The following is a 22,270-nucleotide window of genomic DNA, read 5'->3' as shown; positions in this document are numbered from 1 at the left end:
CGAGCGATCGAGATTCTGTACTACAGCTTCGGAGGGCCATCTTGAGCACGCCTGTTCGCGACCTGATCATCGTCGGCTCCGGCCCGGCCGGCTACACCGCCGCGGTGTACGCCGCCCGCGCGGAACTGGAACCGCTGCTGTTCGAGGGCACCCAGTTCGGCGGCGCGCTCATGACCACCACCGAGGTCGAGAACTTCCCCGGCTTCCGCGAGGGCATCATGGGCCCCGATCTGATGGAGGAGATGCGGGAGCAGGCCAAGCGCTTCGGCACCGACATCCGCACCGAGGACGTGGACGCCCTCGACCTGACCGGTCCGGTCAAGAAGGTGACCGTCGGCGGCGACGTGTACGAGGCGCACGCCGTGATCCTCGCCATGGGTTCGGCGGCCCGCTACCTCAATGTCCCGGGCGAACAGGAGCTGCTCGGCCGCGGCGTCAGCGCCTGCGCCACCTGTGACGGCTTCTTCTTCAAGGGCCAGGACATCGTGGTGGTCGGCGGCGGCGACTCGGCCATGGAAGAGGCGACCTTCCTCACCAAGTTCGCCAGCTCGGTGACCGTCATCCACCGCCGCGAGGAGTTCCGCGCCTCCCGGATCATGCTCGAACGGGCCAAGAACAACGACAAGATCCGCTTCATCCTGAACTCGGAAGTCACTGCGGTGCACGGTGATTCGAGCGTCACCAGCCTGACCCTGCGCGACACCCGCACCGGTGAGACCTCCGAGCTGGCCGCCACCGGCCTGTTCGTCGCCATCGGCCACGACCCGCGCAGCGAACTGGTGCGCGGCCAGGTCGATCTGGACGACGAGGGCTACGTGCTGGTCCAGGGCCAGAGCACCTACACCTCGGTGCCGGGCGTCTTCGCCGCCGGCGACCTGGTGGACCACACCTACCGGCAGGCCATCACCGCCGCCGGCACCGGCTGCCGCGCGGCCATCGACGCCGAGCGCTGGCTCGCCGACCAGGGTGACATCACCAGCAACACTCTCGATCACGCCGGTCAGCCGGTGGAAGTGAACAACTAAGGAGTTTGGCAATGTCCGACGCCAAGACCGGTGCCACCAAGACGGTGACCGACGCCACCTTCGCCGACGAAGTACTGCTCAGCGAGAAGCCCGTGCTCGTCGACTTCTGGGCGGCCTGGTGCGGCCCGTGCAAGATGGTCGCCCCCGTGCTGGAGGAGATCGCCGCCAACACGGACAAGATCACCATCGCCAAGCTCGATGCCGACAACAACCCGGAGACCTCGAAGCACTACGGGATCCTGTCGCTGCCTACCATGGTCCTGTTCCAAGGGGGCAAGGAAACCAAGCGGATCGTCGGAGCAAAGGGCAAAGCCGCCCTCTTGCGCGAACTCGAAGAAGTTCTTTAGCGACGCTGGATAGAATTTCGGCGCCAGCGGGGGCCTACGTGGTTACACAGGCAAGCGCGGAGAGGCGGAGCGACGCCTTCGGCCCCTGACGCTGGCGCCGGGGTTAGTATCCCTGCACTCGACAGTTGCCGAAATTCGGTCCGGGTCTGAAACAATCGTTCGACGCTCCGGTCGCGCGGTGGTGTGAACCACCGCGCGAATGGGTACCCGGGTTGGCGGAAGGAAAGGGCTCTCACGCATGCACCGACTTCGTCACGGCGATACAGGACCAGCCGTAGCAGAGGTTCGGAGCACCCTGGCAAGCCTCGGGTTCCTGCACACTCATCCCACCAGCGATCCGGCGGGTCTGGACGGGGAGTACTGGAAGGACGCCGACGCCACCTTCGACCATGATCTGGACTCCGCGGTCCGCGCTTTTCAGCAATACCGCGGTCTCCTGGTCGATGGCGTGGTCGGCCCGGCCACCTACCGTGCGCTGAAGGAGGCCTCGTACCGCCTCGGCGCCCGTACGCTCATCTACCAGCTCTCCGCACCGCTCTACGGCGACGACGTCGCCACCCTGCAGCGTCGGCTGCAGGATCTCGGCTTCTATGTGGGCCGGGTCGACGGGTACTTCGGCCCGCACACCCACGATGCGCTCACCGCGTTCCAGCGCGAGATCGGGCTCTCCTCGGACGGCATCTGCGGTCCGGACACGCTCCGCTCGCTGGATCTGCTGGGCGCCCGCGTCACCGGCGGCAATCCGCATCGGATCGCCGAGGAAGAGGTGGTGCACCGGGCCGGGCCGCAGCTCACCGGCAAGCGCATCGTCATCGATCCGGGTCTGGGTGGGCCGGACAAGGGTTCGCCGGTGCCGACCGAATTCGGTGACGTCTACGAATCGGAGATCCTCTGGGATCTGGCCAGCCGGCTCGAAGGCCGCATGGCGGCAACGGGTATGGAGACCTTCCTGTCGCGGCCGTGGGGGGCCAACCCCTCCGATGCCGAGCGGGCGGAGACCTCCAATACCTTCGACGCCGACCTGATGATCTCGCTGCGCTGCGCCAGCAGTGACAACGATTCCGCCAGCGGCGTGGCCAGCTTCCACTTCGGCAACTCGCACGGGTCGACCTCGATGATCGGTCAGGTGCTGGCCGGGTTCATCCAGCGCGAGATCGTGGCCCGCACCTCGCTGCAGGACTGCCGGACCCACGCCCGCACCTGGGACCTGCTGCGCCTCACCAAGATGCCGACCGTGCAGGTCGACATCGGCTATCTCACCAGTGATTACGACGCGACGGTGCTGACCAACCCGCGCATGCGCGACGTCATCGCCGAGGCCATCCTGATCTCGGTGAAGCGGCTGTACCTGCTGGGCCAGGACGACCAGCCCACCGGGACTTACACATTCGCCGAACTGCTCGCCGAAGAGTTGGCGGCCGCAGACCGGCTGTAATGTTTCACATGAAACAACCCCGCCTCCCGAACTTCCGGGAGGCGGGGTTTTTCGTTGTGGTGGAACCGGGCGGGGGAGTGGTCAGCGGGTGGAGATGCGGGTCGGCATGGTGAGCGCCGCCGCCGCGAGGAGCTGATCGAGCGCGCGCTCGACGTCTTCCTTCCACAGGTGCTCGTGATCCAATTCCAGCCGCAGGCGCGGGAACCGGTGATGCGAGGCGACCACCTTGAATCCGACGTCCTCCAGGAAGTCCGCCTCGATCATGCAGTTCTCGGGGGAGCACCCCGAGGGCGACGGTGCGGGGGAGCGCAACGGCGAACCGATCCGCTCGCGCAGCGACATGGAACCGACGGCGGGCATGGAACTGGTCGGCGGATCCTTGCGGATACCGAACGCCTCGATGGCCCGCACACCGCGGCGTACCAGATCGCCCACCACGGCCTGGAGCAGCTGCTGACCAACCTGCTCCCCTTGGAATGGGATTTCGGCGCTCAGCGTGGTCAGCAGCACCGCATCCGGGCTCACCGGGGACGTGGGGAAGAGACCCGCGCGCGGCACCGCACTCGGTGGCGCGTAGATGGCACAGCCGGCCGGTTTGTCCTCGATGACGGCGACCTGGCCACACAACCCCCACTGCAACATGACGGTCGAGAGCCAGGCCTCCTTTTCGAAGACCGGGTCACTGAAGCTATGGGAATCCGCCGCCACCGCCGGATCGATCTCCCAGAACACGCATCGCCGCGCATGCACCGGGAGTTTGTCGAGTCCGCCGAGGGTAAGTGCGGTCACGCTGGTCGACACTGCTCTGCTCAGCCTCCAGCTGTCTGATTCATCCACACTCACGCCGCATCACACAGTGCTCGCCAGCAAGAATAAGCGATCAACGCTTTACGCCTCTCCAGGGCCGTAAACCCGAACGTCACAGTGACGTTTCCACTGTGACCTCCGGGATGGGCCCTCCTTAGGGCCTGGACTGCTCCATCATGCTGACAATCCGCTCCAGATCGTCGATGGAGCCGAATTCGACAGTGATCTTTCCCTTGCGCTTGCCGAGGCTGACCGTGACGCGAGTGTCGAACGACTCCGACAACCGCTCCGCCACATCCTGCAGACCCGGCATCTGAATCGGCTTCCGCTTCGCCGCCGGGGGAGCGGCCGCATCCGGATTCCGGTTCGCCAGCGTCACCGCTTCCTCGGTGGCCCGGACCGACATGCCCTCGGCGACGATCCGCGCGGCCAACGCCTCCTGCGCATCGGCTCCCGCCTCCAGCGCCAGCAGAGCGCGCGCGTGGCCGGCGGACAAGACGTTCGCGGCCACCCGGCGCTGCACCGGAATCGGAAGCTTCAGCAGCCGAATCATATTCGTCACCACCGGACGCGAGCGGCCGATCCGCGAAGCCAGTTCCTCGTGGGTGACGCCGAACTCCTCCAGCAGCTGCTGATAGGCGGCCGCCTCTTCGAGCGGGTTCAGCTGCACGCGATGGATGTTCTCCAGCAACGCATCCCGCAGCATGGAGTCGTCCGCGGTCTCGCGCACGATGGCGGGGATGGCCTCCAGCCCCGCCTCCTGGCTGGCCCGCCAACGCCGCTCACCCATGATGAGCTGATAGCGGGGGACCGGCCCGGACTCGACCTGACGCACCACGATGGGCTGCATCAGACCGAATTCCTTGATGGAGTGCACCAGTTCGGCCAGCGCCTCTTCTTCGAAGACGGAGCGCGGCTGCTTCGGGTTGGGCTCGATCTGCTGCGGCGGGATCTCCCGGTACACCGCACCCGGGTCCGCGCCGTCGACCGCCTCGACCGGATCGGGGACCCGATGCAGGTGCGCCGACGCGGGTTGCGGCCCGCTCGGATCGACGCCGATGACGACATTGGCCGCGGCACTGCCGAGCCCGCCCGGTGTGGTGGCCGGTCCGGTCGGAATCAATGCCGCGAGGCCGCGCCCCAGTCCACCCTTCTTCGCCTGACTCATCGGCCTACCGACCCCTTCCATTGTTCACCGTCACCGCCACCGAGATTCTTTATCTACACACCGGATTGTGCGTCCGAAGCGGGCACCTGCGCCGCTTGGCGCGCCGAGTTCCGCGACGCGATCTCACGACCGGCGTCGAGGTAGCTCATCGCACCCCGCGAGCCCGGATCGTAATCGAGGACGGTCATGCCGTACCCGGGAGCCTCCGACACCTTCACGCTGCGGGGGATGACCGAGCGCAGCACCGCGTCACCGAAGTGCGAGCGGACTTCCTCGGCCACCTGATCGGCGAGCTTGGTGCGGCCGTCGTACATGGTGAGCACGACGGTGGAGACGTGCAGTCCGGGATTCAGGTGCGCCTGCACCAGACCGATATTGCGGAGCAGCTGACCCACGCCCTCGAGTGCGTAGTACTCGCACTGGATGGGGATCAACACCTCCTTGGCGGCGACCATGGCATTGACGGTGAGCAGACCCAGCGACGGCGGGCAGTCGATCATCACGTAGTCGATGTCGTACCCGGCGAGGTTCGCTTCCTGGATGGCGGCCTTGAGGCGACCCTCGCGGGCGACCATGGAGACGAGTTCGATCTCGGCGCCGGCGAGGTCGATGGTGGCGGGGATGCAGAGCAGTCGTTCATTGTGCGGGCTCTGCTGGATGGCGTCGCTGACCGAGCACTCGCCGATGAGGAGTTCGTAGCTGGACGGGGTGCCCGACTGGTGGGGGATGCCGAGCGCGGTGCTGGCATTGCCCTGCGGGTCGAGGTCGATGACGAGCACCCGCATGCCCTGGATGGCGAGCGCGGCAGCCAGATTCACGGCCGTGGTGGTCTTGCCCACGCCGCCCTTCTGATTGGCGATGGTGATGACGCGCTGTTCTTTGGGACGTGGAATGTGGGCATTGGTTCCCGACAGCACCTGGCTGGCGCGCTGCGCCTCGGCGGCAATCGGGGTGTCGGCGGAGATGTTGCCGTAGGGGGTGCGGCTGAACTCGTCCGTTTCGAAGGGACCGCTATCGAGCATGCCGGGAACCCGAGACGTTGTTTCCCGTGAAACATTCGTCGGACCGTTGGACATACAGGCTCCTAACCCCGAGAACTCAAAGACACGTGGCCGAGCTGAAATTCGCGCGCCTGGCAGCAGCAGCCGCGTCACTGCGTTGTCACTGAGGGCTGGCTGGAATCGGCTGGAAGTCGTTCATTGCTCGACGTTCATTAGCTTGCCAGTAGAGGACACAATACGGAAGTTGAACGCACAGCTTCGCACCACGACACACCCCGAGGCGACTCAAAGATCGCAAAGGGGTGCATGTTTCACGGGAAACATCGCTTCGTCAGTGACGCTTCGAGGGCGGGGTCCCACGACCCCCGGCTTTGCGCTCCGCACTCGCCGCTTTGCGTTCCGCACTGCCCGCCTTGCGCTCCGCGCGACGCTCGGCGCGGGCCAGCCGCTCCGCGCTGATGACGAAGGTGGGCGTCTCGAGCACTCCCACACCGCATTCCAGAACTTCGGCGTGACCCGCGCCCGCCTTGGTGAGCTCGTCGCGATCGCGCTCGAGTTCCTCGGCGGCGCTGATTCCCTTGAGGGCCAACATCCGTCCGTGCTCGTGCACCAGCGGCATGGACCATCCGGCGAGCTTCGCCAGGGGAGCGACCGCACGGGAGGTGACGATGTCCGCGCCGCCCGCTTCCTTCTTCACGCCCGCCTGCTCGGCCCGGCCGCGCACGATGACGATATTGTCCAGACCCGCCTCGGCCGCGAACTCCGCGAGGAAGACGGTCCGGCGAAGCAGCGGCTCCACCAAGGTGATCCGTAGATCGGGCCGGGCGATGGCGAGCGGGATGCCGGGCAGCCCCGCGCCGCTGCCGATGTCGACCACGCGCGCGCCGGGTGCGATGAGGTCACCGATCACCGCGCAATTGAGGATGTGGCGATCCCAGAGCCGGGGAACCTCGCGGGGGCCGATCAGTCCGCGCTCCACACCCGCGGTCGCGAGCGCGGTGTAGTACTGCCGGGCCTTGTCGAGCCGATCGCCGAAAACGACCGCGGCGGCGGGCGGCGGATCGACCGGACCCGGAGCGGTCATCTCGGTGTCTGGTTCCACGTGAAACATCCTTCCGGGGGGACGACTATAGCTAAAAGAGTAGGGCCCCCGGGTTTCCGAAACCCGGGGGCCCTACCGCTGCGATCCGCGTGTCAGGCGGGGAGTACCACCACGTGACGATTCGGCTCGACACCCTCGCTCTCGCTCACGACACCGTCGATCGCGGCCACGGCGTCGTGCACGATCTTGCGCTCGAACGGAGTCATGGGGGAGAGCGCCTCGCGCTCGCCGGATTCCAGCACGCGCTTGCCGGCCTCGGTGCCGAGCGCGCTCAGCTCCGAACGACGCGCGGCCCGCCAGCCCGCCACATCCAGCATGAGCCGGCTGCGGATGCCGGTCGCCTGCTGCACGGCCAGCCGGGTCAGCTCCTGGAGCGCGTCCAGCACCTCACCGCGGCGGCCCACCAGCTTCGCCAGATCCTTGCCGCCGTCGATGCTCACGATGGCGCGGTCGCCCTCGACATCGAGGTCGATATCGCCGTCGAAGTCGAGGACATCCAGCAACTGCTCGAGGTAGTCGCCGGCGATCTCGCCCTCTTCGATGAGCGCTTCCTCGGCGTCGCCCGGTGCGCCCGGTGCGGCCGTCGCTGACGTCACAGTGGGATCCCCTCCGTCGGTTTCAACAGTCATGGTTGTTTCCTTCATCTGGAGTTGCAAGTCTCAGCGACGCCGCTTCTGGTTGGCGCGACCACGGTTGCCCGACCGCTTCTTTCCGGTGGCGGGCTTGGCGCCGGCGGCCGGCTTGGCGGGGGTCACACCATTCTGCGACGCGTCGTCGGCGGCATCGGTCACGGCGTCCTCGACCTTGGTCCCGGACTGCTTCTTGCGGACGTCGACCGGCTTCGCGCCCGGCTTCGGGGCGTTCTGGGCGCGGCGCTCGATCGCGGCAGCCTTCTTCTCGTCTTCTTCCTTGCTGATCTTGCTGAAGACGAGGTGCTGCTGACCGTAGGTCCAGATGTTGTTGGAGACCCAGTAGATCAGGATGGCGACGGGCAGGAACGGACCACCGACGAGCACGCCGAGCGGGAACACGTACAGCGCCAGCTTGTTCATCATGGCGGCCTGCGGGTTGGCCGCGGCCTCCGCCGACTGCCGTTCCACCGAGGCGCGGGCGTTCATGTGGGTCGCGACACCGGCGATCACCATGAGCGGAATCGAGACCAGCGCGATGGCCAGCTTGGTCGGCACGCCGCCGTAATCGGCGAAGGACTCCAGCACCTTCGCCGGCTCGGTGATGTACGCCGAGAGGGGAGCGCCGAAGAGCCGCGCGGTCAGGAACGACTGGACGTCACCCGCGGAGAAGATGTAGTTCGGGGTGTGGGCGTTGTCGTAGGGCGACATGCCCAGCTGCCCGATCCCGGTGCCGGTGCGGTTGAACGACCGCAGCACGTGGAACAGACCCAGGAACACCGGAACCTGCAGCAGCACCGGCAGACAGCCCATGAGCGGGTTGAAGCCGTGTTCCTTCTGCAGCTTCTGCATCTCGACCGTCATCTGCTGACGGTCGTTCTTGTACTTCTTCTGCAGCTCCTTGATCTGGGGCTGCAGCTCCTGCATCTGCCGGGTGGTGCGGACCTGCTTCACGAACGGCTTGTAGAGCACCAGCCGCAACGTGAACACCAGGAACACCACGGCCAGGGCCCAGGCGAATCCGCTGTTCTTGCCCAGCACATACCCGAATGCCTGGTGCCAGAACCACAGAATGGCCGACACCGGGTAATAGATGAAGTCGAGCACGGCGCTATGCACTCCCGTCGTTCGTATCGCCGGTCACCGCGGGCGATGATCCTTCGTAAGCTGATGCCGCGTGCCGGTGCTTGCGCTCCGGAACGGGGTCCCACCCACCAGGGTGCCAGGGCGCACATTTCGCCAGACGGACGGCTGCCAGTCCGAGTCCGACGAACAGTCCGCGGGTGCGCAACGCCGTCACCGCGTACTCACTGCACGTGGGAGTGAATCGGCACACCGGCATGCGGGTGGGGGAGATGTAGGTCCGATACAGCTCGATGAGGAATATCAGAGCTTTGGCCGGTAATCCGGCAGCCGCGCGCAGCGCGCCCGCAGAAGAATGCGGCGCGTTCATGCGAGGGAGCCGAGCTTGCGCAGCCCACTGTGCAACTGGCGCAGCAGTTCTTCGGAGGGCGCGTCGGCGGCACCCGGGAGGGCGCGAATGACAACATCTGCGCCGCCGGGCAATTCGGCCGTCAGGCTTGCGCAGATATGACGCAGGCGGCGGGCCACCCGGTGGCGTACCACCGCCGGACCCACCGCCTTGCTGACGATCAAGCCGAAACGCGGACCGCCCACCCGGATAGCCGGGGTCGATCCGTTCGCTTGATCGTCGTGTAGCAGTACGTGCACAACAAGGTCCCGTCTCCCGATCCGCCGGCCCTGGCGCACCGTCCGGGAAAAGTCGGTGCGCCGGTGCAGCCGGTAGGGCTCAGGCAGCACCTGAGCGTCCAGCGGAGTGCGGGCGGATGGGGGACCGGAGACCGGACGGCGAGTCGCTCATACGACGCCGCATCCGGGGTTTCCGAATCAGGCGGTCAGCTTGGCGCGGCCCTTGCCACGACGAGCCGACACGATGGCGCGACCCGCACGGGTCCGCATCCGGAGACGGAAGCCGTGGACGCGCGCCCGACGACGGTTGTTCGGCTGGAACGTCCGCTTGCCCTTGGCCACGGTCAACACTCCTCTAGGTGGTGGGCGTCCGGTGACGCCCGAAGCTGTTCGGTGAAACGGTGCTCTCGACGGACGGGAGTCCCTCGGCGCAATACCCTTGTCGGCACGGGCAGCAGACAGCCGCCACCGCACCATAGGGTGACTGTAGAAGGGTACTTACCCCCTGGACGAGGGTCAAACTCGGGGGTCGAGGCCCGATTTCGCGGGACTGGATCGATCGTTCCGCGTGGCGCTCGGTGGGGGTTCGTGTCGGAGCACCGGTGTCGTGTACGGTCCTTCCCAGTCCCTTCCGGTGACCGCGGATGGCCTCGTCCTCCGCCCCGCGAGCGGTATTGCCAGCTGGTAGCTGTGAAGCCGCAGGTACGCGCCGGATCCGAGGAATCAGACACGCGGACGCGTGTATCCCCAGGTTGTCCACATCTGTGGATAATTGTGTGGAAATACCCCTGGAGTGGCATATTCGTAGGGCCGACGGTACCCGCCGACGCCCGGTGACTGGGGGAGCCGAGCAGCGCAACCGTCTGCTCCTATCGACCTACATCCGGGGAGGACTGCGTTCGTGGACGACGAGCAGAATGTGCTGACGGCTGTCTGGCCGGAGGTGATCGCCGAATTGGCGAGTGGCTCCGCGGATGGGGAGATCCAACCGGTCAGCAAGGCTCACAAGGCGTGGCTGAACACTATCGAACCGATCACCTTCGCGCAGGGGTTCGCCCTGCTCTCGGTGCCCGGCACGATGGCGCAGGTGACGGTCGAACGCGACTTGCGGGAGCTCATCCTGCGCTCTCTCGCCCGCCGCGGACTTCAGGTCGAGGGCCTGGGCGTGCGCATCCGCGCGCAGCAGAATCCGCCCGCCGGACGGTCCGCGAACGCACCCCGGCACGCCCGCATGACCTCCCGCCCGGAGCGTCCCCGCGAGCCCGAGCCGACGCCCCCGGCGTACGCGCCCGAGCCGCCGATGACCGAGCGTCCACAGCCCTCGTACCAGTCCCAGCCGGAGTACGCGCCGCGCTACCTACCTCCCCAGGACTACCCGGGCGAGTACGACGAGCGCGAGGCTTATCCACCTGTGGAATACGGGCAGCCGCCGATGGCGGAGGAGTTGCCGCCCGTCACCGCCGACCGTCCGGCCGCGCCCGAGCGGCCGTTGCCGGGTGGTGAACCGGCCGCCGCGCCCCTGGGCCAGCGGCCCGACCGGCGGCGGGACAACCATCGCGGCGCGCCCATGCCGCCGGGACAGGAGTCCCTGTTCTCCCCGGATCCCGAGGACGAACCGGTCCGGTCCGCCCCGCAGCGCTACACCGAGGAGCCCGCGCCGCAGCGCTATGCGGATGAACCCGCGCCCCAGCGCTACGCCGACGAACCTTCCCCCCAGCGCTACGCGGACGAGCCCGTGCAGCAACGGTATTCCGACGAGCCCGCGCCGCAGCGCTATGCGGACGAGCCCACGCCCCAGCGCTACGCGGACGAGCCCGCCCCGCAGCGTTATGCCGACGAACCGGCGGCCCGCTACGAGGAGCCCGCGCCGCGCTACTCCGACGAACCGGCGGCGCGCCGTCCGGTGGACGAGCCGCACGACGACGAGCCGGTGGTCAATGTCCGCAATTCGTGGCCGACCTACTTCAACCGGCCGCCCGAGCGGGAGCCGGCGCCCGCGCCGTCCTCGGCCAGCCTGAACGCGAAGTACACCTTCGACACCTTCGTCATCGGCGCGTCCAACCGCTTCGCGCACGCCGCCGCGGTGGCCATCGCGGAGGCGCCGGCGCGCGCCTACAACCCGCTGTTCGTTTGGGGCGCTTCGGGTTTGGGCAAGACGCACCTGCTGCACGCGGCGGGCCACTACGCGCAGCGGCTGTTCCCGGGCATGCGGGTGAAGTACGTGTCCACCGAGGAATTCACGAACGACTTCATCAACTCGCTGCGTGACGACCGGAAGGTGGCGTTCAAGCGCCGCTACCGGGAGACCGACATCCTGCTGGTGGACGACATCCAGTTCATCGAGGGCAAGGAAGGCATCCAGGAGGAGTTCTTCCACACCTTCAACACCCTGCACAACGCGAACAAGCAGATCGTGGTGTCCTCCGACCGGCCGCCGAAGCAGCTGGCCACCCTGGAGGAGCGGCTGCGGACGCGGTTCGAGTGGGGTCTGATCACCGATGTGCAGCCGCCGGAGCTGGAGACCCGCATCGCGATCCTGCGTAAGAAGGCGCGCATGGACCGCCTGGACGTGCCGCACGACGTGCTCGAACTGATCGCCAGCCGGGTGGAGCGCAATATCCGGGAGCTGGAGGGCGCGCTGATCCGCGTCACCGCGTTCGCGTCGCTGAACGGGCAGCCGCTGGATCTGTCGCTGGCCGAGGTGGTGCTGCGGGATCTGATGCCCGACACCGCGACGCTGGAGATCACGGCGGCCACGATCATGGCCGTGACCGCGGAGTACTTCAACACCACGCTCGAGGAGCTCACCGGTCCGGGTAAGGCGCGGCCGCTGGCGCAGGCCCGGCAGATCGCCATGTACCTGTGCCGTGAACTCACCGACCTGTCCCTGCCGAAGATCGGCCAGGCCTTCGGTCGCGACCACACCACGGTCATGTACGCGGAGAAGAAGGTGCGCAAGGAGATGACCGAGCGGCGCCGTGTGTACGACCAGGTTCAAGAACTCACAGCCCGAATTAAACAGCGTTCGCGCTGATCCACAGTCCACAGGACCCCACGTCGTCTGACGTGGGGTTCTTTGCTTTCCGGGGTTGTGGATTCCTCGAGGAGTCCTCGAGGAAAGGGTGTGGAGTCCTCGAGGAATCCCACTGTTGTCCACGGGGTTGCGCACAGGTCGCTACTCACAGTGGTGCACAGGTGTTGATCCACAGATCCCACAGGTGAATTCATCCTCGAGGGCTGAGCTGCGCGGATGGGGTTTTCGGCTTGTGGATTCCTCGAGGAGTCCCTGTCAGGTCCTCGAGGAATCCACGGGGTAGTCCCCGGTTCCATCCTCATGTGGGTATCCCGGCCCGTTTCGGGGGAGCAACTCGAGGATCACTCGAGGATGGCTGGGGAGTTTCCGGGTGACTCCACAAGCACCGGCTGTTCATCCTCGAGCCACCCCAACGACATCCCCACGCCGCCGCCCGGTCGGACCTGCGGAAACAGGCGAAGTCCACAGAACTAACAGGACCTACTACTACTTCAGTTCTTCATCTAGAGAAGGTTCTTCTAAAACAGGGTGTGTGGAAACTCGGGTTGGGAGGGCACGGTGCGATGGGCAGCTCCTCCACACCCGATCGGGAGGCAGGGAGGAGAAGGGAGGGGAGCGGTCCGCAGCGGAAGCCTCGGTGGGGTCGGGGCAAAGGCTCGGTGGGTCGGCGTAGGCGGGTCGGTCTCGCGCAGGTACGGTTTGGTGTCGGCCCCGTGTGCGAGACTGCCGATTACCGTTTCGAGATCCGAACGACCCCCAGTGGAGAGGACAGACCGGGCGATGGAGCTTGCAAGCATGAAGTTTCGGGTCGCTCGCGAGGACTTCGCCGAATCCGTAGCCTGGGTGGCCCGCAGCCTGCCGTCGCGGCCTCCGGTGCCCGTGCTCGGTGGCGTACTCCTCGTGGCTGACGAGGACGGCCTGACGGTCTCCGGTTTCGATTACGAGGTCTCCGCGCAGATGCGGGTGGCCGCCGAGGTCGCCGGTCCGGGCCAGGTGCTGGTGTCGGGCCGCCTGCTGGCCGATATCACCAAGGCGCTGTCGAACAAGCCGGTGGACGTGTCGGTGGACGGCACCCGCGTGCTGATCGCCTGTGGCAGCGCCAAGTTCTCGCTGCCGACCATGCCCGTCGAGGACTATCCCCAGCTTCCCGAGCTCCCGCCGCAGACCGGTGAGCTCGCCGTGGATCTGTTCTCCGAGGCCGTCTCCCAGGTGGCCGTGGCCGCCGGCCGTGACGACACCCTCCCCATGCTCACCGGCATCCGTGTGGAGATCGAGGGCCCGAAGGTGGTCCTGGCCGCCACCGACCGTTTCCGGCTCGCTGTGCGCGAACTGGAGTGGCAGCCGGGCCGTGCGGATGTGGAGACCGCGGTCCTGGTCCCGGCTCGCACCCTGTCCGAGTCCGCGAAGACCCTCGGCGCCTCCGATCAGCCGGTGCAGCTGGCGTTCGGCACCGGCACCGACGGCCTGCTGGGCATCGTGAACGGCGGCCGCCGCACCACCACCCGACTGCTCGACGCGGAATTCCCCAAGTTCCGCCAGTTGCTCCCCAAGGAGCACACCTCACTCGCGACCATCGCGGTGAGCGCGCTGACCGAGGCCATCAAGCGTGTGGCCCTGGTGGCCGAGCGTGGCGCCCAGGTGCGGCTGGAGTTCTCCGAGGAGGGCCTGCTGCTCTCCGCCGGTGGCGACGACGCCGGTCGCGCCGAGGAATGGCTGGTCGCCGATTTCCGCGGTGAGCCGCTGACCATCGCGTTCAACCCCGGCTACCTGCTCGACGGTCTCTCCGCCGCCCATTCGGACCGGGTGACCTTCGGCTTCACCACGCCCAGCCGCCCGGCGGTGTTCCTGCCCGCGCCGGAGGAGGAGCCCGCGCAGCTGGAGTCGGGTGCCTTCGCGGCGCTGGCCGGAAGCTACATCTACCTGCTGATGCCGGTGCGGCTGCCGGGCTGAGCAGGTTTGGCGACCCATCGCTTCGGAGCGAACGACACACCTGTGCACAGTGTTGACAAACCTGTGAAAAACGCGGGGACGGTGGACTGACCGGATGCACGTGCGTGCGCTGTCACTGCGCGATTTCCGGTCCTGGGAGGCCGCCGAACTCGAACTTTCGCCCGGTGGAACGGTTTTCCTGGGGTCCAACGGGAACGGCAAGACCAACCTGATCGAGGCCATCGGATATTTGTCCACACTCGGCTCACATCGGGTGTCGGCCGATGCTCCGCTCATCCGGATCGGCGCGCAGAAGGCCCGGATCGGCGCGACGGTGGTGAACACCGGCCGCGAGCTGCGGGTGGACATGGAGCTGAATCAGGGCGCGGCCAATCGTGCCCAGATCAATCGCTCCCCGGTGCGGCGGCCGCGGGAGATCCTGGGGATTCTGCAGACGGTGTTGTTCGCTCCCGAGGATCTGTCGCTGGTGCGCGGGGATCCGGGGGAGCGGCGGCGGTTCCTGGACGAGCTGGCCACGGCCCGGCTGCCGCGCCTGGCCGGGGTGCGCGCGGATTACGAGAAGGTGCTGCGGCAGCGGTCGGCCCTGTTGAAAACGGCTGGGCGCAATGCCCGTTCGGGGGCGCGGGGTGCGGAGATGAGCACCCTCGACGTGTGGAACGGGCATCTGGCGGCGCACGGCGCGGTGCTGCTCGCGCATCGGCTGCGACTTGTCCACGACCTTTATCCACATCTTGCACAGGCTTATTCAGATATCGCGCCCGAGTCCCGGCCCGCGTCGATCGGCTATCGCAGTGCGAGTCTGCCGCCGGAGCTCCTGGATTCCGCGCGTTCTCCACAGGACGATGACGAGGAGGCGCTCGAGGCGATCCTGTTGCGGGAGTTGGCTGCCGCGCGTTCCAAGGAGCTGGAGCGCGGGGTGTGCCTGGTCGGTCCGCACCGTGACGAGCTGGATCTGATGCTGGGGTCCGCGCCGGCCAAGGGTTTCGCCAGTCACGGTGAGTCCTGGTCCTTCGCACTGGCTCTGCGGCTCGGGGCGTTCGAATTGTTGCGGTCCGCCGGAACCGATCCGGTGCTGATCCTCGATGACGTCTTCGCCGAACTGGATCGTCGCCGTCGCAGCGCGCTGGCGCGGGTGGCCGCGGGCGCGGAGCAGGTGTTGATCACCGCGGCGGTGCCGGAGGACGTTCCGCCCGAACTCGACGCCGCGCCGCAGCGCGTGGAGACGACCGGGGAGGCGGATCGGCGGGTCTCCCGGATCGCGGAGTGAGGTTCGCCGAGTGCGTCGGCGGCGGGAATCGCCGAGTCGTCGGTGCCATGCGGCAGAATCACGTGACGAACCGAGGGTGATCATCCGGATTCCCGGGTGTGGAAGGAGTTGTGGATGGCCGAGTCGCCGGAAACCGACGACCACACCCCACGCGCGGGTGCGACCGGACCGGGCGCCGAGCCGGAGTTGCGCGGAGTCGATCTGGCTCGTCGCGCGCTGGAGGAGGCGCGGGCCGCGGCGCGTGCGGCGGGAAAGTCGGTGGGGCAGGGGCGGGCTTCGCCGGCCGCGCCGCGCAAGGGCGGTATCCGGGCACTGCGCGGGGGTCGCAGAAGCTGGTCGGGTGCGGGCCCCGACGATCGGGATCCGCAGGCGTTCGCCGCGCTGGCGATGCAGTTGGCGAAGGGGCGCGGCTGGTCGGCCAAGGTCGCCGAGGGCACGGTGTTCGGCCGCTGGGCGGCCGTGGTGGGGGAGGACATCGCCTCCCATGCCCAGCCGATCTCGCTGGAGAACGGCGTGTTGAGCATTCAGGCCGAGTCCACGGCCTGGGCCACACAGCTGCGCATGTTCCAGTCCCAGATCCTGGCGAAGATCGCGGCGGCGGTCGGGAACGGCGTGGTCAAGCAGCTCAAGATCAATGGCCCGACCGCGCCGAGCTGGCGCAAGGGCGAGCGGCACATCAAGGGCCGCGGCCCGCGCGACACCTACGGGTAGGCCGCTGTCACCGGGGTCCGAGCCACGAATCCCGGCGTCCGCACGCTGGTTTCACGTGGAACGTTCGGAGATCACGACGAACCCTCGCGCAAACGCCCGCGTGTCCCCTGGCGCATCGACCGCTGAGGCTCCCGGAACCGCCCGGACCCATAACGGGTCATATCGCTGGTCGATTTCATGACCGTACGGCCCACTCAGGGGTGTCATAGGTGGGTTCTCTGTCGGTCGTACCAGTAGGATGAGGGAGTAACTAGCGGCGATACCTCCCGGCGCGTTCCGTAGCGCCCGCGCGTGGGCCCCCGTAACTCTCGAGCAGACAGTGTTCCGGAGCTCGGGCAGACAGTGTCTGTGGGCCTCACGCGTGCGACCGCACTGTGCCGGGAGGATCAGCAAGTAAGGAGAGCTACCGACCAGTGGCTGCCATGGACTCCAACGCAGACGGCTCGACCCAGCCCAAGTCAGGCAAGCCGACGTCGTACGGTGCCGACTCCATCACCGTCCTCGAGGGCCTCGAGGCGGTTCGCAAGCGCCCCGGTATGTACATCGGTTCCACCGGTGAGCGCGGCCTGCACCACCTGATCTGGGAGGTCGTCGACAACTCGGTCGACGAGGCGATGGCCGGATACGCCTCGCGGGTCGATGTCACCCTGCTGGCCGACGGCGGCGTCGAGGTGGTCGACGACGGCCGCGGTATCCCGGTCGCGATGCACGCTCAGGGTGTGCCCACCATCGAGGTGGTCATGACCCAGCTGCACGCGGGCGGCAAGTTCGACGGCGAATCCTATGCGGTGTCGGGCGGTCTGCACGGCGTCGGCATCTCGGTGGTGAACGCGCTGTCCACCCGGCTGCAGGCCGATGTGGACACCGACGGGTACCACTGGACCCAGGAGTACAAGGACTCCAAGCCGGGCAAGCTGGTGCAGGGCAGCGCGACCAAGCGCACCGGTACCACCATCAAGTTCTGGCCGGACCCGGACATCTTCGAGACCACCACCTTCAGCTTCGAGACGGTCGCGCGCCGCCTGCAGGAGATGGCGTTCCTGAACAAGGGCCTGACCATCACGCTGACCGATCAGCGGGTGTCCGAGGGTGACGTCACCGACGAGGTGGTCAGCGAGACCGCCGAGGCGCCCAAGCACATCGACGAGAACACCCCGGCCGCCGAGCCGAAGGTGAAGACCCGCACCTACCACTACCCGGGCGGGCTCGAGGACTACGTCAAGCACATCAACCGGACCAAGACGCCGATCCACAACTCGATCGTGGCGTTCACCGGTAAGGGCACCGGCCACGAGGTCGAGGTCGCGATGCAGTGGAACTCGGGTTACTCCGAGTCCGTCCACACCTTCGCCAACACCATCAACACCCATGAGGGCGGTACCCACGAGGAGGGCTTCCGCGCGGCGCTCACCACGGTGGTGAACAAGTACGCGAAGGACAAGAAGCTCCTCAAGGAGAAGGAAGGCAACCTCACCGGTGACGACATCCGTGAGGGTCTCGCCGCCATCGTGAGCGTGAAGATCGCCGACCCGCAGTTCGAGGGCCAGACCAAGACCAAGCTCGGCAACACCGAGGTGAAGTCCTTCGTCCAGCGCACCTGCAACGAGCACATCTCGCACTGGTTCGAGGCGAACCCGGCCGACGCGAAGACGATTGTGCAGAAGGCGGTTTCGTCGGCGCAGGCCCGCGTCGCCGCCCGTAAGGCGCGAGAGCTGGTGCGGCGCAAGTCCGCCACCGATCTGGGTGGCCTGCCGGGCAAGCTGGCCGACTGCCGTTCCAAGGATCCGAGCAAGTCCGAGATCTACATCGTGGAGGGTGACTCCGCCGGCGGCTCGGCCAAGTCCGGCCGTGACTCGATGTACCAGGCGATCCTGCCGCTGCGCGGCAAGATCATCAATGTCGAGAAGGCGCGCATCGACCGCGTGCTGAAGAACACCGAAGTGCAGTCCATCATCACCGCGTTCGGCACCGGTATCCACGACGAGTTCGATATCGCCAAGCTGCGCTATCACAAGATCGTGCTGATGGCCGACGCCGACGTGGACGGCCAGCACATCTCGACCCTGCTGCTCACCCTGCTGTTCCGCTTCATGCGCCCGCTGGTCGAGCACGGTCACGTGTACCTGGCCATGCCGCCGCTGTACAAGCTGAAGTGGCAGCGCTCGGAGCCGGAGTTCGCCTACTCCGACCGTGAGCGCGACGGGCTGCTGGAGCGCGGCCTGGCGGCCGGCAAGAAGATCAACAAGGACGACGGCATCCAGCGCTACAAGGGTCTCGGTGAGATGAACCCGAAGGAGCTGTGGGAGACCACCATGGATCCGAGCGTGCGGGTCCTGCGCCTGGTCACCCTCGATGACGCCGCCGCGGCCGATGAGCTGTTCTCCATCCTGATGGGTGAGGACGTGGAGGCTCGCCGCAGCTTCATCACTCGGAACGCCAAGGACGTCCGGTTCCTCGACGTGTAATTCGCGACGGCAGCGGCCCTTCCGGGTCGCTGCCTGCGCGCCGCGAGGACCCCCCACAACTTCTGACGGAGACCAATTCATGACTGAGACTTCGCTTCCGCCTTCGGGTGGCGACCGCATCGAGCCGGTCGACATCCAGCAGGAGATGCAGAACTCCTACATCGACTACGCGATGAGCGTGATCGTGGGCCGCGCGCTGCCGGAGGTGCGCGACGGTATGAAGCCGGTGCACCGGCGCATCCTGTACGCGATGTACGACAACGGGTATCGGCCCGACCGCGGCTATGTGAAGTCCGCGCGCCCGGTCGCCGACACCATGGGTAACTATCACCCGCACGGTGACACGGCCATCTACGACACCCTGGTGCGTATGGCGCAGCCGTGGGCGCTGCGGTATCCGCTGGTCGACGGTCAGGGCAACTTCGGTTCGCGCGGTAATGACGGCGCGGCCGCCATGCGTTACACCGAGTGCCGCCTGACGCCGCTGGCGATGGAGATGCTGCGCGAGATCGACCACGAGACGGTCGATTTCGTCCCGAACTACGACGGTAAGACGCAGGAGCCGACCGTCCTGCCGAGCCGGGTGCCCGCCCTGCTCATGAACGGTTCCAACGGCATCGCCGTCGGTATGGCGACGAATATCCCGCCGCACAACCTGAACGAGCTGGCCGACGCCATCTACTGGGCGCTGGACAACCACGACGCCGACGAAGAAGCCACGCTCGCCGCGTGCATCGAGCGGGTGAAGGGTCCGGACTTCCCGACCGCGGGCCTGATCGTGGGTACCCAGGGCATCCACGACGCCTACACCACCGGACGCGGTTCGGTCCGCATGCGCGGCGTCGTGGAGATCGAGGAGGACAGCCGCGGTCGCACCACGATCGTCATCACCGAGCTGCCGTACCAGGTCAATACCGACAACTTCATCAATGCCATCGCGGAGCAGGTGAAGGACGGCAAGATCGCGGGTGTCTCCGACATCCACGACGAGTCCTCCGACCGTGTCGGTATGCGCATCGTGGTGACCGTGAAGCGCGACGCCATCGCCAAGGTGGTGCTGAACAACCTCTACAAGCACACCCAGCTGCAGACCTCCTTCGGCTGCAACATGCTGTCGATCGTCGACAAGGTGCCGCGCACGCTGCGTCTGGATCAGATGATCCGGCTGTATGTGAATCACCAGTTGGAAGTCATCATCCGGCGCACCCGCTACCTGCTGCGCAAGGCGGAGGAGCGGGCTCACATCCTGCGCGGTCTGGTGAAGGCGCTGGATCTGCTGGACCAGGTCATCGCCTTGATCCGCCGTTCGGCCGACACCGAGACCGCCCGCACCGGCCTGATGCAGTTGCTGGAGATCGACGAGATCCAGGCGACCGCCATCCTCGACATGCAGCTGCGTCGCCTGTCGGCCCTGGAGCGGCAGAAGATCCTCGACGAGTTGGCCAAGATCGAGGCCGAGATCGCGGATTTGAACGACATTCTGGCCAAGCCGGAGCGGCAGCGCGCCATCGTCCGGGACGAATTGGCGGAGATCGTCGACAAGTACGGCGACGAGCGGCGCACCAAGATCATCGCGGCCGACGGCGACGTGCAGGACGAGGATCTGATCGCCCGCGAGGACGTGGTCGTGACGATCACCGAGACCGGCTACGCCAAGCGCACCAAGACCGACCTCTACCGTTCGCAGAAGCGCGGCGGCAAGGGCGTGCAGGGCGCGGGTCTCAAGCAGGACGACATCGTCAAGCACTTCTTCGTCACCTCGACCCACGACTGGCTGCTGTTCTTCACCAACAAGGGCCGGGTGTACCGGGCCAAGGCGTACGAGCTGCCCGAGGCCAACCGCACCGCGCGCGGCCAGCACGTGGCGAACCTGCTGGCCTTCCAGCCGGACGAGAAGATCGCCCAGGTCATCCAGCTGAAGTCGTACGAGGACGCGCCGTACCTGGTGCTGGCCACCCGCAAGGGCCTGGTCAAGAAGTCCAAGCTGACCGACTTCGACTCGAACCGGACCGGCGGCATCGTGGCGGTCAATCTGCGCGACGAGGACGAATTGGTCGGCGCGGCACTGTGTTCGGCCGACGACGACCTGCTGCTCGTCTCCGCGCACGGCCAGTCGATCCGCTTCAACGCCAATGACGAGGTGCTGCGCCCGATGGGCCGCGCCACCTCCGGCGTGCAGGGCATGCGCTTCAACGCCGACGACGAACTGTTGTCGCTCAACGTGGTTCGTGACGCGGAGGGCATCTATCTGCTTGTCGCGACGGCGGGCGGGTACTCCAAGCGCACGGCCATCGACGAGTACACCGCGCAGGGTCGTGGCGGCAAGGGTGTGCTGACGATTCAGTACGACGAGAAGCGTGGCAGTCTGGTCGGTGCGCTCATTGTCAATGACGACGACGAGCTGTACGCGATCACCTCCGGCGGCGGTGTCATTCGCACACTGGCGCACCAGGTTCGTAAAGCGGGTCGTCAAACCAAGGGCGTCCGGTTGATGAACCTGGGTGAGGGCGATACTTTGCTCGCGATCGCTAGGAACGCGGATGAGCCCGACCAGGTTGCCGAAGATGACACCAGCGGTTCGGCGAAGCAGTAGTTTCTCCACAGCAGCGGCGGCACAACGGATCGAAGGATTCACCATTGACCACGAATCAGCCGAATGACCAGCGAGGTCACGCCAACGGCGTGACCGAGAGAATCGCTCCGTCCCCGATTCCGCCGCGGCCCATTCCGCGGCCGGGCGCGCAGGACGGTGGAACGCCGCAGAATTCCGAATTGCCGGACAAGTCCGGTGATTCGGCCGCCGAGGCCCCCGCGCCCGCCGCTGCGCCCGCTGCCCCCGAGGCGGCGGACGGGCAGGGCGGTTCGCCCTTCCAGGAGGGCTGGTCGCAGCTGCCGCAGCGGGAGCCGCAGTCGAACCTGTACCGCCCGGGCCAGGCCCCGGCGGCGGGCCGGCCGGGGACCAACCCGAGCCTCGGCGGTGGCGGCCTGCAGGGCGGCGGCCTGAACGCCGGTGTCTCCAATGCCCGCACCACCGCCGACCTGGCGGCCAAGGCGGCGCGCAAGGAGGCGGCCATGGTGAAGTCCGTCGGCATCGACGGACCGACCCGCAGCATCTCCCGCCCGGAACTGGTCAAGGATCTGCCGGATCTGTCCGAGCTGCGGCACCCGCTGCCGCCGCCGGACCCGATCGCGCCGGCCGGTCCGGTCTCGCCGTCCGCCCCCGCGGCGGTGGCGCAGGCCGCGGCGACCGGTGAGCCGCTGCGCGCCACCGTGCAGCTGCGCCACATCGACCCGTGGTCCACGCTGAAGGTCTCGCTGGTGATCAGCGTGGCCATGTTCTTCGTGTGGATGCTGGCGGTCGGCCTGCTGTACCTGGTGCTGGAGGGCATGGGCGTCTGGGAGCGCCTGAACTCCACCTTCACCGACATGGTCTCGGACAACTCCAGCTCGGCGCTCATCGACGCGGGCACGGTCTTCGGCTACGCCGGTGTGATCGGCCTGATCAATGTGGTGCTGCTGACCGCGCTGTCCACGGTCGGGGTGTTCGTCTACAACCAGTGCACCGATCTGGTCGGCGGCGTCCAGGTCACCCTGTCCGATCCGGACTAGGAAACCGCTG

The 22,270-nt window shown here is 67.0% G+C and carries 19 protein-coding genes; 10 read left to right on the top strand and 9 right to left on the bottom strand.

Features of this window, described 5'->3' with window-relative positions; all coding sequences use genetic code 11:
- Positions 1 to 41 precede the first annotated feature (41 nt).
- The 3 genes from trxB to ACWEOI_RS05445 all read left to right on the top strand — a co-directional run bounded on the left by trxB (position 42) and on the right by ACWEOI_RS05445 (position 2,807).
- Entirely contained in the window at positions 42 to 1,025 is a 984-nt protein-coding gene (gene trxB / locus ACWEOI_RS05455) for a thioredoxin-disulfide reductase (protein WP_433669519.1), read from the top strand.
- An 11-nt stretch (positions 1,026 to 1,036) separates the two neighbouring features.
- Positions 1,037 to 1,372 carry a thioredoxin gene (gene trxA / locus ACWEOI_RS05450; RefSeq protein WP_357088521.1) on the top strand — a complete coding sequence of 112 codons (336 nt, stop codon included), beginning with the start codon at positions 1,037 to 1,039 and terminating at the stop codon, positions 1,370 to 1,372.
- 238 nt (positions 1,373 to 1,610) lie between these two features.
- Positions 1,611 to 2,807 (top strand): N-acetylmuramoyl-L-alanine amidase, encoded by a 1,197-nt coding sequence (locus ACWEOI_RS05445; RefSeq protein WP_379271853.1) that lies wholly within the window; start codon positions 1,611 to 1,613, stop codon positions 2,805 to 2,807.
- 81 nt (positions 2,808 to 2,888) lie between these two features.
- Here the strand turns inward: ACWEOI_RS05445 and ACWEOI_RS05440 are convergent, their stop codons facing one another.
- The 9 genes from ACWEOI_RS05440 to rpmH all read right to left on the bottom strand — a co-directional run bounded on the left by ACWEOI_RS05440 (position 2,889) and on the right by rpmH (position 9,566).
- Complete coding sequence (locus tag ACWEOI_RS05440) at positions 2,889 to 3,608, bottom strand: GNAT family N-acetyltransferase (RefSeq protein WP_433669522.1); 720 nt, start codon at positions 3,606 to 3,608, stop codon at positions 2,889 to 2,891.
- Positions 3,609 to 3,768: 160 nt separating this feature from the next.
- On the bottom strand, positions 3,769 to 4,782 hold the full coding sequence (locus ACWEOI_RS05435) for a ParB/RepB/Spo0J family partition protein (protein WP_433669523.1): 1,014 nt from the start codon (positions 4,780 to 4,782) through the stop codon (positions 3,769 to 3,771).
- Positions 4,783 to 4,835: 53 nt separating this feature from the next.
- Positions 4,836 to 5,858, bottom strand: a complete 1,023-nt coding sequence (locus tag ACWEOI_RS05430) for an AAA family ATPase (RefSeq protein WP_433669525.1) — start codon at positions 5,856 to 5,858, stop codon at positions 4,836 to 4,838.
- Between the two features lie 256 nt (positions 5,859 to 6,114).
- On the bottom strand, positions 6,115 to 6,894 hold the full coding sequence (gene rsmG, locus ACWEOI_RS05425; protein WP_433669527.1) for a 16S rRNA (guanine(527)-N(7))-methyltransferase RsmG: 780 nt from the start codon (positions 6,892 to 6,894) through the stop codon (positions 6,115 to 6,117).
- An 83-nt stretch (positions 6,895 to 6,977) separates the two neighbouring features.
- Complete coding sequence (locus ACWEOI_RS05420) at positions 6,978 to 7,514, bottom strand: Jag family protein (protein WP_452359011.1); 537 nt, start codon at positions 7,512 to 7,514, stop codon at positions 6,978 to 6,980.
- A 30-nt stretch (positions 7,515 to 7,544) separates the two neighbouring features.
- Positions 7,545 to 8,621, bottom strand: coding sequence for a membrane protein insertase YidC (gene yidC / locus ACWEOI_RS05415; protein ID WP_452359198.1), 1,077 nt, complete (start codon positions 8,619 to 8,621; stop codon positions 7,545 to 7,547).
- A 4-nt stretch (positions 8,622 to 8,625) separates the two neighbouring features.
- Positions 8,626 to 8,967 carry a membrane protein insertion efficiency factor YidD gene (yidD, locus tag ACWEOI_RS05410; RefSeq protein WP_357088502.1) on the bottom strand — a complete coding sequence of 114 codons (342 nt, stop codon included), beginning with the start codon at positions 8,965 to 8,967 and terminating at the stop codon, positions 8,626 to 8,628.
- Positions 8,964 to 9,335, bottom strand: a complete 372-nt coding sequence (rnpA, locus tag ACWEOI_RS05405) for a ribonuclease P protein component (protein WP_357088500.1) — start codon at positions 9,333 to 9,335, stop codon at positions 8,964 to 8,966. Before rnpA ends, yidD begins: the two co-directional genes overlap by 4 nt.
- A gap of 87 nt (positions 9,336 to 9,422) precedes the next feature.
- Positions 9,423 to 9,566 carry a 50S ribosomal protein L34 gene (gene rpmH, locus ACWEOI_RS05400; protein ID WP_033085250.1) on the bottom strand — a complete coding sequence of 48 codons (144 nt, stop codon included), beginning with the start codon at positions 9,564 to 9,566 and terminating at the stop codon, positions 9,423 to 9,425.
- Positions 9,567 to 10,125: 559 nt separating this feature from the next.
- Here rpmH and dnaA point away from each other — a divergent pair.
- From dnaA to ACWEOI_RS05365, 7 genes are all read left to right on the top strand, one after another.
- Positions 10,126 to 12,258, top strand: a complete 2,133-nt coding sequence (dnaA, locus tag ACWEOI_RS05395; RefSeq protein ID WP_452359010.1) for a chromosomal replication initiator protein DnaA — start codon at positions 10,126 to 10,128, stop codon at positions 12,256 to 12,258.
- A gap of 780 nt (positions 12,259 to 13,038) precedes the next feature.
- Positions 13,039 to 14,208 carry a DNA polymerase III subunit beta gene (gene dnaN / locus ACWEOI_RS05390; protein ID WP_357274908.1) on the top strand — a complete coding sequence of 390 codons (1,170 nt, stop codon included), beginning with the start codon at positions 13,039 to 13,041 and terminating at the stop codon, positions 14,206 to 14,208.
- A 94-nt stretch (positions 14,209 to 14,302) separates the two neighbouring features.
- Positions 14,303 to 15,475, top strand: a complete 1,173-nt coding sequence (gene recF / locus ACWEOI_RS05385; RefSeq protein WP_452359009.1) for a DNA replication/repair protein RecF — start codon at positions 14,303 to 14,305, stop codon at positions 15,473 to 15,475.
- A gap of 114 nt (positions 15,476 to 15,589) precedes the next feature.
- Entirely contained in the window at positions 15,590 to 16,186 is a 597-nt protein-coding gene (locus ACWEOI_RS05380; protein ID WP_433669532.1) for a DUF721 family protein, read from the top strand.
- A gap of 422 nt (positions 16,187 to 16,608) precedes the next feature.
- Positions 16,609 to 18,651, top strand: coding sequence for a DNA topoisomerase (ATP-hydrolyzing) subunit B (gyrB, locus tag ACWEOI_RS05375; protein WP_387304781.1), 2,043 nt, complete (start codon positions 16,609 to 16,611; stop codon positions 18,649 to 18,651).
- A gap of 79 nt (positions 18,652 to 18,730) precedes the next feature.
- Complete coding sequence (gene gyrA / locus ACWEOI_RS05370; RefSeq protein ID WP_433669534.1) at positions 18,731 to 21,244, top strand: DNA gyrase subunit A; 2,514 nt, start codon at positions 18,731 to 18,733, stop codon at positions 21,242 to 21,244.
- A gap of 89 nt (positions 21,245 to 21,333) precedes the next feature.
- Complete coding sequence (locus tag ACWEOI_RS05365; protein ID WP_452359008.1) at positions 21,334 to 22,260, top strand: DUF3566 domain-containing protein; 927 nt, start codon at positions 21,334 to 21,336, stop codon at positions 22,258 to 22,260.
- Positions 22,261 to 22,270 lie beyond the last annotated feature (10 nt).

It is taken from the genome of Nocardia sp. NPDC004340 (genome assembly GCF_053602575.1).
Note: the sequence above shows the minus strand (reverse complement) of the source record. Positions and strands in the feature narration are given on the sequence as shown.